This window comes from Thalassotalea fusca (assembly GCF_053485835.1).
Window position 1 is genome coordinate 180,779 of the sequence record NZ_JBQRUN010000008.1, and the last position, 13,142, is coordinate 193,920.

Consider the following 13,142-nt stretch of genomic DNA (forward strand, 5'->3'; position numbering starts at 1 on the left):
ACCAAGGCGTTATGAAAGGACTACATCAGCAATCAAGTGTTTTATCGGCATTATCTAAGCACGATCTCGTCCCAACAGAACTTGTTGATACAATTAGTGCTGAGTTCATCCAGCAAAAAAAACCTTTTGTTCGCTATTTAGTAGAAGATAAACACTTCAATGCGCAGCACATAGCTGCAATATTATCAAAAAGCTTCGGTTACCCCTTGATTGATCTTAGTGTATTTGACACCACGCTAGTACCTGAAGGCATTCGCAACGAAAAACTCATCCGAAAACATAATGCACTTCCATTATTTTTGCGCGGTAAAGTGCTATTTGTTGCGATGTCAGATCCCACCAATTTGGATGCTCTTGAAGAAATTCAATTCAATACCGGCTTTTCAACAGAACTTGTTATTGCTAATGAAAAGACATTAAACGAGTGTATTGAAAAGGTACTAGAAGAAGAATCAGACGCTTTAGATATAAGCGATATTGATACCGAAGAACTTTCAGGTATAGATGTTCAAGAGGAACGCCAAGACGATGATGACGGCGCAGCTGGTGATAAAGAAGATGCCCCGATCGTCGTATATATCAATAAAATTTTACTTGATGCGATAAAAAAAGGCGCTTCCGATTTGCATTTCGAACCCTATGAAAAAGCCTATCGAATTCGCTTTCGGGTAGATGGCATCTTAACCGAAGTTGCTAAACCACCAATTGCATTGGCGTCAAGAATGGCCGCACGACTCAAAGTTATGTCAAAACTTGATATAGCCGAACGTCGCGTGCCACAAGATGGCCGAATAAAGCTTGCACTTTCTCGCAAGAAATCCATCGATTTTCGTGTAAGCACCCTTCCTACCATGTGGGGGGAGAAAATTGTAATGCGGATATTAGATTCTTCCAGCGCTATGCTCGGTATTGACATGCTAGGCTATGAAGCGGAGCAAAAGCAGATATATATGGATGCGCTAGCTCAACCGCAAGGGATGATTCTGGTAACTGGTCCAACAGGTTCAGGGAAGACTGTATCACTTTATACCGGTTTAAATATCTTAAACACGGCTGAGCGAAACATTTCTACCGCAGAGGATCCAGTAGAAATAAACTTAGAAGGCATTAATCAGGTACAAATAAACAATAAAGCCGGATTGACCTTTCCTAGTGCATTGCGCTCATTTTTACGTCAAGATCCTGATATTGTCATGGTTGGTGAGATACGTGATTTAGAAACCGCTGAAATTGCTATCAAAGCCGCACAAACAGGTCACTTAGTCCTGTCAACATTACATACAAATTCTGCTCCTGAGACTTTAACGCGCTTACTCAACATGGGCGTTCCTTCTTATAACGTTGCCAGTTCAGTAACCATTATTATCGCACAACGCCTTGCCCGCCGTCTTTGTAACCAATGTAAGGCGGTAGAAGAAGTGCCTAGAGAAGAACTTATAAAACAAGGCTTTCCACCAGATAAAATAGGAACCTTCGAGCTTTTTAAACCTGTTGGCTGTGATCAGTGTACCGGTGGCTACAAGGGACGTGTTGGTATTTATGAAGTCGTTAAAATTTCAGAAGAAATATCTAGCATTATTATGCAAGGTGGCAATTCTTTAGACATTGCCGCACAATGTCAAAAAGAAGGATTTAAGAACCTTAGGCAATCGGGCCTACAAAAAGCCATGCAAGGCGTATCAAGTTTGGAAGAAATTAATCGAGTAACTAGCTCTTAATAATTATTCACCTAAACTTGAGATAGTACAGGTATTTACAACAGCAGGTATAAACAATGGCAGCTTCTACCGCACGGGCAACGAAAAAAACAAGCACCAAACCATTAGATGTATTTCAATGGCAGGGACTCAATCGTAAAGGGAAAAAAATTAGCGGTGAATTATCTGCTGCCAATCTTTTAGAATTAAAAGCGCAACTTAGAAAACAAGGGATTACCCCAGGCAAGATTAAGAAGAAACCTAAGCCGTTATTTGGATTAGGCGGTGATAAAAAAATCCAGCCTGCTGATATTGCTGTAATCACGCGACAAATCGCGACAATGTTAGGAGCTGGTGTGCCATTAGTACAAACCATTGAAATGATTGGGAAGGGTGACAGTAACGGTAATATTCAAAAGTTGCTTGGTGATATTAGCCACAAATTACAAGCAGGTATTCCACTTTCAGAGTGTTTACGCGAACACCCTCGTTATTTCGACAGTCTATATTGTGACTTGGTAAATTCTGGTGAACAATCGGGTGCCCTTGAAACTATATACGAACGAATAGCAACATATAAAGAAAAAGCAGAAGCATTAAAAGCCAAGATCAAAAAAGCAATGACCTATCCGATTGCCGTATTAGTTGTTGCAGCTATCGTAACTTCAATTTTGTTAATTTTTGTCGTCCCCGTTTTCCAAGAAATCTTTAATAGCTTTGGGGCAGAGCTGCCAGCATTTACTCAAATGGTCATTGGTATTTCTGAATTTATGCAGGCATATTGGTACTTGGCTCTTGCTGGCATTTTTGTCGCAGGATTTTTATTCAAAAAAGCCCACCAAAATAGCCAGGACTTTAGAGATAAGGTCGATAAGCAAATTCTAAAACTTCCTGTGCTTGGCGATTTACTTAAAAAAGCAGCTGTAGCTCGTTATGCTAGAACACTATCTACTACTTTTGCCGCAGGTGTCCCACTTCCAGACGCACTAGAATCCGCTGCAGGAGCTTCAGGTAATGCGGTATTTCGTGACGCGATCTTAGAGATTCGCTCAGAAGTATCATCAGGTATGCAAATGAACCTTGCGATGCGCAACTGTAATATTTTTCCTGATATGGTTATTCAAATGGTCGCAATCGGTGAAGAATCAGGTGCTGTCGATGATATGCTAGCTAAAGTTGCCACAGTATATGAACAACAAGTTGATGATGCGGTTGATTCACTCACAGCCTTATTAGAGCCACTCATTATGTCAGTGCTAGGCGTTGTCATTGGTGGTCTTATTATTGCGATGTACTTACCAATATTCCAAATCGGGCAAGTAGTGTAGATGCCATCATGCGTTCAGTAAACAATAGTTAGGCTGAACGCGCGTTGGTTATTTGAACTCAGCATTCACTCAGTTTGAAAACGCAGTAATATCAATTTACATAGAATTTTAATACACTCCAACTAACAATAACTAAGAACAAACTCTTATGCTAAGTGACCTGACCCTATCTTTTGAACAATACCCCCTGTTTTTCTATCTAACCGTTCTTTTTGTTTCTCTTGCCATTGGAAGCTTTCTAAATGTGGTGATATTAAGATTTCCAAAGATGCTACATCAAGGCTGGTATAACGAATGTCGTGAATTTTTAGCGGATGAAATAAAAGATATTCCCGCTAAGGAACAGTCAGAGATTACTTTGTCTAAACCTAGTTCTACCTGCCCTAAATGCGGACACCGAATTCGATTTTATGAGAACATTCCTGTTGTGAGTTGGTTGGCTTTGCGCGGTAAATGTAGCCAATGCAAGAACCAAATTTCTGTTCGCTATCCTATGATTGAAACGGTTACAGCGCTACTAAGTCTCGTTGTCGCAACAGAATACGGTGTGACGATGGACACCTGTTTCGTGTTGATTTTAACTTGGGGTCTGGTTGCACTCACCATGATTGACTTTGATCATATGCTGTTACCCGATCAAATAACATTACCCTTACTTTGGCTGGGCTTACTTATTAACATTAACGGTCTAATAGTACCGTTAGACCAAGCAGTTATAGGTGCTGCTGTTGGATACATGAGTTTATATTCGGTATTTTGGCTATTTAAGTTACTTACTGGCAAAGAAGGAATGGGTCATGGGGACTTCAAGCTCGTAGCCGTGTTTGGCGCATGGATGGGCTGGCAACTCCTCCCATTACTTATTTTAATGGCTTCGGCAGTTGGAGCGATTGTTGGTATTTCTCTCATGGTATTTAAGGGACACAAACGTGGCCAAGCGATCCCATTTGGCCCCTATCTAGCCGTTGCAGGCTGGATAACATTACTATGGGGGCAACGTATTTGGGATTGGTATATCGGGTTACTCGTTTAAGTATAAAGTGAGATATTCATGAAAAATTATCAACACTTGGTGGTTGGACTTACTGGCGGAATAGGCAGCGGAAAAACAACGGTTTCCGATAGATTTAAAGCATTAGGGGCGACAATTGTCGACGCAGATATTATCGCCCGCGACATTGTTGCACCTGGCTCAGTTGCCTTACAAAAAATCACTGAAAAATATGGCACAGGTATTTTACTTGCCAATGGACAACTTGATCGTGCACAACTTCGCGGTATTGTATTCCAGAGCGAACAAGATAAGAAATGGCTTAATCAATTAACGCACCCACTAATCCGGCAAGAAATAGTTACCGCAATTTCTGCCCCATGCGATAACTATGTCATTCTCGTTGCCCCATTATTACTAGAAAATGGTTTGGATAAGCTAGTTGATCGCGTATTAGTTATCGACGCTAACGAAGAACAACAAATTGCCCGCACATCGCATCGAGATAAACGCGCTGCCGACGAAGTCAAAGCGATAATGGCCAGTCAAATTTCTCGCGACGAACGGCTTTCAAAAGCCGATGACGTTATCGATAACTCGGTAGATAATAGCGATTTATTATCGACGACGATAGCACAACTTCATGAACAATATTTAAGAATCACACGCAACTAATAGCGTTTTTGATAACAAAAATCTATAAAAATCAAACTTTTTGTTAAAAAAATTCGCCATTTCAATATTTGCTATGTAGTATAGACTAGATAGGTATTAAAGTTTTTTTATTATGACCACTGTATTGTATGAACATCCGCTCAACGAGCGTATACGTAACTATTTGAAAATTGAGCAATTACTAGCTCAAACAGATGATAGTTTGACATGCAATTTAACGGTGAGTCATCAAGTTTATTTTAACGCCTTGTTCACCATGTTGGACATGCTAGAAAGAAACGATATTCGGGGTGACTTAATCAAGGAACTCGAAAAGCTTGAACAAAGCCTCGTTTTATGGTCAAAATCGCCTGATATTGACAATAGTGTGTTGCAAGAAAACCTAAGGCGCACTGTAGAACTCATTTCTCAACTCAGAACTAGTGCACCTAATTGGCTAGTCTTAAAGGACAACAAGTTTTTAGCCGGATTAAAACAGCGCTTTGCAATTCAAGGCGGCAGCTCTACATTTGACCTTCCACAACTTCAATACTGGCTGTCACAACCGGATAATCAACAAAAAACCGACGCTATTAGCTGGTTAGCTGAACTCAACCAGATCCGTGATGCACTTATACTCATACTCAAATTTATAAGGCAAAGAGCCACTTTCTCAGCGATTACGGCACCTAATGGCTTTTTTCAAGATAGTGGTGAAGGCATTGTATTATTGAGAATGCAATTAGCGGCTAACGCCAAGTATTTTCCTACAGTAAGTGGCAACAAATTCCGATACTCTATTCGTTTCATGCTGCCATGTGAGTCTCAAGGTAAACGATTTACGAGCGATGATGTGAGCTTTGAATTAGCTCGGTGTTAATACACACTTTCTTAGTACCAACTCCTCTCACACTTAAGAACAATATCATTCATCCCAAATATTTTGTTATAATCTCTGCCAAATAAATCAGAGGTATTTGACAACATGGCTTTAACAGTAAAATGCCCAACTTGTTCTAAAGATGTTCAATGGGTAGCAGATAATGAGTTTCGTCCATTCTGCTCAAAAAGGTGTCAATTAATAGATTTAGGCGATTGGGCTGAAGAAAATCATTCAATTTCTCAACCAATTCAAGAAGATATTGAATTTACAGAAGAAATGTTAGACGAATTAGAAGGACAATTCATCCAACATAACAAGTTTTTTGTCGAACCAGAATAATCTACATTCGTAATTTGATGAAACGCGCGAGAACTTGGCGAATCACCTGTTCTCGCCTTTTCAACCCTAATTAGTTCCTTAAGACAGCTAGATCTACTGCGTATAGTACGCCTGTAAAGCCTCTACAATCGCTACATTGGCTTTAGGAAAGTCTAAGCTATCGATGGCGTTAATTTCAAACCAAGCCTCTTCTTGCCCTTCCTGTGCGCTCGGTTCACCTTGATAATTATCTACTATGAATGTTTCAAGTCTGACAACCTTGTCGCTATAATCATGAGTTATATCAATAAGCGGAATGCAAGACAGCACATCAATACCCACCTCTTCTTGTAGTTCCCGATGCAGAGCGGCTGCAACCCCTTCCCCTTGCTCCACTTTTCCACCAGGAAACTCCCACTTTCCCCCTTGATGAGCATCGTCAGCCCTTTTTGTTAGAAATACTTGCTCACCGCTAACAATAACACCTACCGCGACATGGACAACTTTATTCATCTATTCCTCTACTTGCTTAAACTTAATAATATGACAAGATTTTCTGTTCTTTTGTATTCAGTAACCGAAGAGGCATGGGCATCGACGCTCATTGCCATCCACAGCGCCACGTCATACCGTCCTTCCATGGGCATCGACGCTCACTGCCATCCACAGCGCCACGTCATACCGTCCTTCCATGGACATCGACGTTCCTTGCCATCCATGGCACCACGTCATACCGTCCTTCCATGGACATAAAAAATGCCAATCAATGATTGGCATTTCGTCTTTTAATATAGCTACAACACTAGCGCGTATTGATTAAGTCAACTTACCGTGACACTGCTTGTATTTCTTACCAGAACCACATGGGCAAGGTTCGTTACGCCCAACTCGTGCCATATTTCCGCCTGCTGGCTCCGAAGCTTCATGACTAAAAGATTTTGGTGTCTCGTCAGATTTTCTGTGTTGCTCTTCAACGGCTTCTACATCTGATTCAGCCTGAATTCTAACCTTACTCAAAATTCCAATTACATCGTGCTTTAAGTTTTCAAGCAATTCAGAAAACAGCTCAAATGATTCACGCTTATATTCCTGCTTAGGATTCTTCTGTGCATAGCCACGTAAGTGAATGCCTTGACGTAAATGATCCATTGCCGCCAAGTGCTCTTTCCAATGAGAATCTAAACTTTGAAGCATGACGGCTTTCTCAAACTGGCGTAAAACGTCAGCACCAACCATTTCTTCTTTTTCTTTGTAGGCTTTAGTCACTTCTTCCAAGATTTTCTCATGAAGCGTTTCTTCATGTAGTTTACTGTCCTCTTCAAGCCATTTTGCAATTGGTAATTCAATTGCTAAATCACCTTTCAGGCGCTCTTCCAAACCTGGAATATCCCACATTTCTTCGAGTGATTGCGGTGGAATATGCTGAGTTATGATACTCGTCACAACATCTTGACGTATATTATCAACCACTTCACTAATATCAGCTTCTTCCATCAACTCATTACGTTGCTCGTAAATGACCTTACGTTGGTCATTGGCAACATCATCAAATTCAAGTAGTTGCTTACGAATATCGAAGTTACGACCTTCAACCTTACGCTGTGCATTTTCAATACTTTTAGTAACCCATGCATGTTCAATCGCTTCACCGCGCTCCATGCCAAGCTTTCGCATCATGTTTGTGATTCGCTCTGAAGCGAAAATGCGCATTAAGCCATCTTCCATGGATAAGTAGAAACGAGTAGAACCTGGATCACCCTGACGCCCTGAACGACCACGTAACTGATTATCGATACGGCGTGATTCGTGACGTTCTGTTGCAACTATGTGCAATCCGCCAAGTTCAAGCACTTTATCGTGTTCTTCCTTCCACGCGGCTTTAGCTTTTTCAATCTGCTCTTCAGTAGGGTTGTCTAACTTGGCAATTGCTGCATCAAGGTTACCACCTAGCACGATATCTGTACCGCGACCCGCCATGTTAGTAGCAATAGTTACCGCACCGACTTTCCCAGCCTCTGCAACTATTTCCGCCTCTTGTTGATGGAACTTAGCATTAAGTACCTTATGCTTGATTTTCGCCTTTTTAAGATAGTTTGATAAGAATTCAGATGTTTCGATGCTGATCGTACCAACTAATACTGGCTGCCCTCGCTCAACGCAATCTTTGATGTCTTCCAATATTGCTTCAAACTTTTCTTCAGCCGTAAGGTAAATAAGGTCAGCCATATCATTACGAACCATAGGTTTGTTCGTTGGAATTACAACGGTTTCCAATCCATAGATATGGTTAAATTCAAATGCTTCAGTATCTGCAGTACCTGTCATACCTGAGAGTTTTTCGTAGATTCTGAAGTAATTCTGGAAAGTTATTGATGCTAATGTTTGGTTTTCATTCTGAATATTTACACCTTCTTTAGCTTCTACCGCTTGGTGTAATCCTTCAGACCAACGACGACCTTCCATTGTACGGCCAGTGTGCTCATCAACGATGATGATTTCACCGTCTTTAACGATGTAATCCACATCTTTTTGGAATAATTTATGCGCACGTAATGCTGCCATCACATGGTGCAGCAAGGTTATATTGCTCGCAGAGAATAATGACTCACCTTCTTGAATCAAGCCTTTCTTTTGAAAGATCTCTTCAATAACAACTTGACCACGTTCTGTGAGATATATCTGTTTTGACTTTTCGTCTACAGTAAAATCACCCGTACTTTCTTCGCCCTCTTTGTCTTCTTCTTCTTGTTGCACAAGGCTAGGGACAATTTGGTTTATCGCTTTGTATAGCTCAGAGCTATCTTCTGCAGCGCCAGAAATAATAAGTGGAGTACGCGCTTCATCGATCAAGATTGAATCTACTTCATCAACAACCGCATAGTGAAGTGGTTTTTGCACACGTTCAGCTGGTGAAAAAGCCATATTATCGCGTAAATAATCAAAACCAAATTCATTGTTCGTACCATACGTAATATCCGCCTGATATGCTTCTTGCTTTGCTTGAGGTGGCATGCCAGGAATATTACAGCCAACGGTAAGACCAAGGAATTCAAATAATGGACGGCTCCAATCAGCATCACGGCTAGCTAGGTAATCATTCACAGTAATAACATGAACACCTTTGCCAGTTAGTGCATTTAAATATGCTGGTAAAGTTGCGGTAAGAGTTTTACCCTCACCGGTGCGCATTTCTGCAATCTTACCTTGGTTTAATACCATGCCGCCGATAAGCTGAACATCAAAATGACGCATACCAAATACACGTTTACTTGCTTCTCTGACAACTGCAAATGCTTCAGGTAAAATTGATTCGAGTGTTTGTCCTTGTTCGACACGCTCTTTAAACTCCGAGGTTTTTGCTTTCAATTCCTCGTCACTTAATGCCTCAAAAACAGGTTCCATTGCATTGATTTTTGTGACTTCTTTTTGCATTTGTTTGATAAGGCGATCATTTCGACTACCAAACAATTTTGTCATTAACTTTACAAACATCTTGTTAAACCATCTTTAGCAGAAAATCTCTGCACCTAAAAATAAAAGTGATCGGCTTAAACCGATCACAATAAAACTAGCAAGCTCGTTACTTGGCTTTTCGATAAACGTATTTTATCGGATTAATGTGAACATTGTTACGTAAAATTTCATAATGAACATGAGGACCTGTAGAGCGCCCCGTACTGCCCATTTTTGCTATAATTTGTCCTTTACGTACAACATCACCAACTTTTACTAAAATCTTTTTGTTATGACCGTATCGAGTCTTTAGCCCTTTGCCATGATCAATTTCAATTAATTGACCATATCCATAACGTTCGCTCGACCAAGTTACTACGCCCGCACCTGTAGCAATAATCGGTGCATCTTCTTTACCCGCAAAATCAACACCTTTATGCATAGCTGGGCGACCATGAAACGGGTCTTTTCGCATACCGAAATACGAAGACAGCCAGCCTTTCGTAATCGGGCGCCCCGATAAGTAGCTCGAATTTTCTATATGGTGACCTAATGTAATAGATTCAAGTAATTTCAGCTGTTTTTCTTCGAAATTAATATCTTGTTCAAGAAGCGTAATGTCATTGACTAATTCGTTTAAGCTTCTTAGATTACTTGCTTGCGTGTGCTCTGTAGGTCCCCCACTGGGCGGCATCTCATCGAAATTGAATTCCTTTTGCGGAATATTCGCTTCTTCAGCTAGGCGATCGCCAAGCGCATTCAACCTCAATATCTGGCTTTGCAGATCAGCGAGCTTGATCGTTAATGCAACAATTTGTTGCTCTTTGGCTTCTATAATGACCGGTTCTGTAGGCGATTCAGCAACAATTTCTGTTGCTTTATATTGTGCGTCATCCGTTATGAGCAGATGGCCAATGATGCCCGATATCGCAGCAAATATTGCCAATGCGGACAACCAACGAAGTTTACTTAGCTTCATTGAAAATCTAACGTTTTTTCCGCGGTATAGTAATGTTAAACTCATGCTATGACTGACTTGTTATCAAACTTATTTGTGATCCAGAGATGAAAAGACGCACCGAAAAACCTTCAGATATGTCTACGCTTCTGCATTCAACGCAGGGCACTTTGGCACAAATAGCAAAAAAAACCAACTCTTTATCTAAAATATCTACTATTGTACGTCAAATATGCCCTGACCTGCCAGAAGATGTGTGGTGGGTAGCAAACGTCAAACAGCACATCGTCGTTATCGAAGTGACATCTAGTGCTTGGAGCCAACGTCTTCAATTCGAAAAAAATAACATTGCGCGTCAACTCGAAAAAATAACTAAAGGCGAATTAACATCGATTGAGATCAAAGTTTCCCCTTATAGAAACAAACGGGAAGTCATTAAACAAGTGATGCCCGACAAAACACAATTTATTTCTCAACAAACCGCTGAAAACCTACGAGAAGTGGCCGAGCGTGCGCCTGACAAATTAAAGGCAATGCTACTGAAGCTGGCCGCACTTGCAGACAAAAAACAAGATTAAAAAATCAAGGTACAAAAAAACCAGTCGTTTGACTGGTTTTTGCTTTCACTAAAATTTCAGCGAATTAAATAACTTTCGAAACGATTTCTTGATACTGGATCGGAGAGTCTGCAGTATCTTCGTAAGTGACCCATTCCCACGCATCAGTTTGCTTGAACACTTCGCGTAGTAATATGTTATTTAACGCATGGCCCGACTTATAGGCATTCAATTCACCTAAAATACTCACGCCGCCCATGTATAAATCACCAATGGCATCTAGAATCTTATGCTTAACGAACTCATCATCATAACGTAACTCATCCTTATTCAGCATGCGGTAGTCATCCAATACAATGGCATTTTCCAAGCTACCACCTAAGGCCAAGTTATGAGAACGTAAGAACTCGATATCACGCATAAAGCCAAACGTTCTTGCACGGCTAATTTCTTTGATAAAAGAACACGACGATAAGTCAATTGTCATGGTTTGACACGTATTAGAAATAACAGGGTGCTCAAAATCAATCGCAAAATTTACACGAAATCCTTCATAAGGCTTAAGTTCAGCCCACTTATCACCTTCTTCAACACGAATCGTTTTCTTGATACGAATAAACTTTTTCGCAACGTTAGAGGTTTCAATACCTACCGATTGAATCAAATAAACAAACGGTAAAGCGCTGCCATCCATAATTGGAATCTCAGGAGAATCAACATCAATAACTAGGTTATCAATTCCTAAGCCTGCTACCGCAGATAACAGATGTTCGACGGTGGAAATCTTCACACCTTGCTCATTCACCAAACAGGTACACATAGTTGTTTCACCCACTGACTCAGGCGTTGCTTTAATATCAACTACTGGTTCAAGGTCAACTCTACGGAAAATAATCCCCGTATTTGCAGGCGCAGGACGGAGAGTAAGATGAACTTTTTCACCTTTATGTAGACCCACACCTGTAGTTGAAACACTTTCTTTAATCGTACGTTGTTTAATCATAAATAGCCTTCTGGAGCATTTATCTTGCGATATGATTTCCCCGCCACAAACGAGCGGGCGCATAATATAGCAAAAATGCCCTGTAAGATCAAAACCTCTAGCGTTTTAGCAATTAATCAGCTTGCTTTCTTAAGAACGCTGGGATATCTAAATAATTATCCAAATCATTCGCCGTCACTTTTTGTGGCTGTGCCGTCACTTCAGGCATTGCCGCTGGTGACACACTTACTTCGCTTTGCGGAGAAGGGATGTAATCACCACCTACAACTTGCTGTTCAACCACTGGCGCTGGATTTACCAATGTAATATCAGGCTTTCTTTCAGCCCCAATACCTGTTGCTACTACAGTAACACGCAATTCGTCTGTCATTTCTGGGTCGATTACCGCACCAACAACCACTGTAGCGTTTTCAGAAGCGAATGCTTTAACTGCATTACCTACAGTTTCAAATTCATCAATACTAATATCCATACCAGCAGTGATATTAACAAGAATGCCGCGTGCACCCGCTAAATCAACGTCTTCCAGTAGTGGACTAGAAATTGCTGCTTCTGCCGCCTCTTCAGCGCGGTCTTCACCAGATGCTATACCAGACCCCATCATAGCCGTTCCCATTTCAGACATTACCGTTCTAACGTCAGCAAAGTCCACGTTTATGAGTCCCGGACGCGTAATAAGTTCCGCAATACCTTGTACAGCACCTAATAAAACATTATTAGCCGCTTTAAATGCGTCCAATAAACTTGTGCCTGGGCCTAGTACTTTAAGTAGTTTTTCATTTGGAATCGTAATTAGCGAGTCAACATTTTTAGCCAAGAACTCTATGCCCTGCTCGGCATAGTTCATGCGTTTTTTACCTTCGAATGGGAATGGTTTAGTTACCACAGCAACTGTCAGAATGCCCATTTCTTTAGCAATTTCTGCAACAACTGGCGCAGCACCAGTACCTGTGCCACCCCCCATACCAGCAGCAATAAAGATCATATCAGCGCCCTGAAGCGTTTCTTTAATCGTTTCACGGTCTTCTTCTGCACTGCGACGGCCGATTTCTGGGTTAGCACCTGCACCTAAGCCTTTTGTCACATCACTACCAAGCTGTAACGTTACGTTAGCAGACGAATTTCTCAACGCTTGAGAATCTGTGTTCGCCGTAATAAACTCAACGCCTTCTATCGTCTGGCTTACCATGTGCTCAACAGCGTTACCGCCACCGCCACCAACGCCAATGACTTTAATCACCGCTTCTTCGTTATGATCTTCCATTAGTTCAAACATATCTCTCTCTCCGATTTACTTGTT

12 protein-coding genes are annotated in these 13,142 nt (G+C 41.1%); 7 read left to right on the plus strand and 5 right to left on the minus strand.

Annotated features, from left to right (window positions below):
- Positions 1 to 11: 11 nt before the first annotated feature.
- The 6 genes from pilB to yacG all read left to right on the plus strand — a co-directional run bounded on the left by pilB (position 12) and on the right by yacG (position 5,892).
- Positions 12 to 1,718 carry a type IV-A pilus assembly ATPase PilB gene (pilB, locus tag ACSLUK_RS12105; protein ID WP_448548913.1) on the plus strand — a complete coding sequence of 569 codons (1,707 nt, stop codon included), beginning with the start codon at positions 12 to 14 and terminating at the stop codon, positions 1,716 to 1,718.
- 56 nt (positions 1,719 to 1,774) lie between these two features.
- A complete protein-coding gene (locus ACSLUK_RS12110; RefSeq protein WP_448548914.1) occupies positions 1,775 to 3,025 on the plus strand; it encodes a type II secretion system F family protein in 1,251 nt (416 codons plus the stop codon).
- A gap of 148 nt (positions 3,026 to 3,173) precedes the next feature.
- The gene (locus ACSLUK_RS12115) at positions 3,174 to 4,058 is read left to right on the plus strand and encodes a prepilin peptidase (protein WP_448548915.1); all 885 of its coding nucleotides are present in this window, start codon (positions 3,174 to 3,176) and stop codon (positions 4,056 to 4,058) included.
- An 18-nt stretch (positions 4,059 to 4,076) separates the two neighbouring features.
- Positions 4,077 to 4,691: a dephospho-CoA kinase gene (coaE, locus tag ACSLUK_RS12120; RefSeq protein WP_448548916.1), complete on the plus strand. Its 615-nt coding sequence runs from the start codon at positions 4,077 to 4,079 to the stop codon at positions 4,689 to 4,691.
- A gap of 112 nt (positions 4,692 to 4,803) precedes the next feature.
- Complete coding sequence (gene zapD, locus ACSLUK_RS12125; RefSeq protein ID WP_448548917.1) at positions 4,804 to 5,550, plus strand: cell division protein ZapD; 747 nt, start codon at positions 4,804 to 4,806, stop codon at positions 5,548 to 5,550.
- A 105-nt stretch (positions 5,551 to 5,655) separates the two neighbouring features.
- Positions 5,656 to 5,892, plus strand: coding sequence for a DNA gyrase inhibitor YacG (gene yacG, locus ACSLUK_RS12130; RefSeq protein ID WP_448548918.1), 237 nt, complete (start codon positions 5,656 to 5,658; stop codon positions 5,890 to 5,892).
- 93 nt (positions 5,893 to 5,985) lie between these two features.
- Here the strand turns inward: yacG and mutT are convergent, their stop codons facing one another.
- The 3 genes from mutT to ACSLUK_RS12145 form a co-directional block, all read right to left on the minus strand.
- Complete coding sequence (gene mutT / locus ACSLUK_RS12135; RefSeq protein ID WP_448548919.1) at positions 5,986 to 6,384, minus strand: 8-oxo-dGTP diphosphatase MutT; 399 nt, start codon at positions 6,382 to 6,384, stop codon at positions 5,986 to 5,988.
- Between the two features lie 303 nt (positions 6,385 to 6,687).
- Entirely contained in the window at positions 6,688 to 9,363 is a 2,676-nt protein-coding gene (secA, locus tag ACSLUK_RS12140) for a preprotein translocase subunit SecA (protein ID WP_448548920.1), read from the minus strand.
- An 88-nt stretch (positions 9,364 to 9,451) separates the two neighbouring features.
- The gene (locus ACSLUK_RS12145; protein WP_448548921.1) at positions 9,452 to 10,303 is read right to left on the minus strand and encodes a M23 family metallopeptidase; all 852 of its coding nucleotides are present in this window, start codon (positions 10,301 to 10,303) and stop codon (positions 9,452 to 9,454) included.
- A gap of 86 nt (positions 10,304 to 10,389) precedes the next feature.
- Between ACSLUK_RS12145 and ACSLUK_RS12150 the strand changes: the two genes are divergently transcribed.
- Positions 10,390 to 10,860: a DUF721 domain-containing protein gene (locus ACSLUK_RS12150; RefSeq protein WP_448548922.1), complete on the plus strand. Its 471-nt coding sequence runs from the start codon at positions 10,390 to 10,392 to the stop codon at positions 10,858 to 10,860.
- 64 nt (positions 10,861 to 10,924) lie between these two features.
- On the opposite strand, the gene lpxC is transcribed toward ACSLUK_RS12150, so the two are convergent.
- Together lpxC and ftsZ are read right to left on the minus strand one after the other, a co-directional pair.
- Positions 10,925 to 11,842, minus strand: coding sequence for a UDP-3-O-acyl-N-acetylglucosamine deacetylase (gene lpxC, locus ACSLUK_RS12155; RefSeq protein ID WP_448548923.1), 918 nt, complete (start codon positions 11,840 to 11,842; stop codon positions 10,925 to 10,927).
- 112 nt (positions 11,843 to 11,954) lie between these two features.
- On the minus strand, positions 11,955 to 13,118 hold the full coding sequence (ftsZ, locus tag ACSLUK_RS12160) for a cell division protein FtsZ (RefSeq protein WP_448548924.1): 1,164 nt from the start codon (positions 13,116 to 13,118) through the stop codon (positions 11,955 to 11,957).
- Positions 13,119 to 13,142 lie beyond the last annotated feature (24 nt).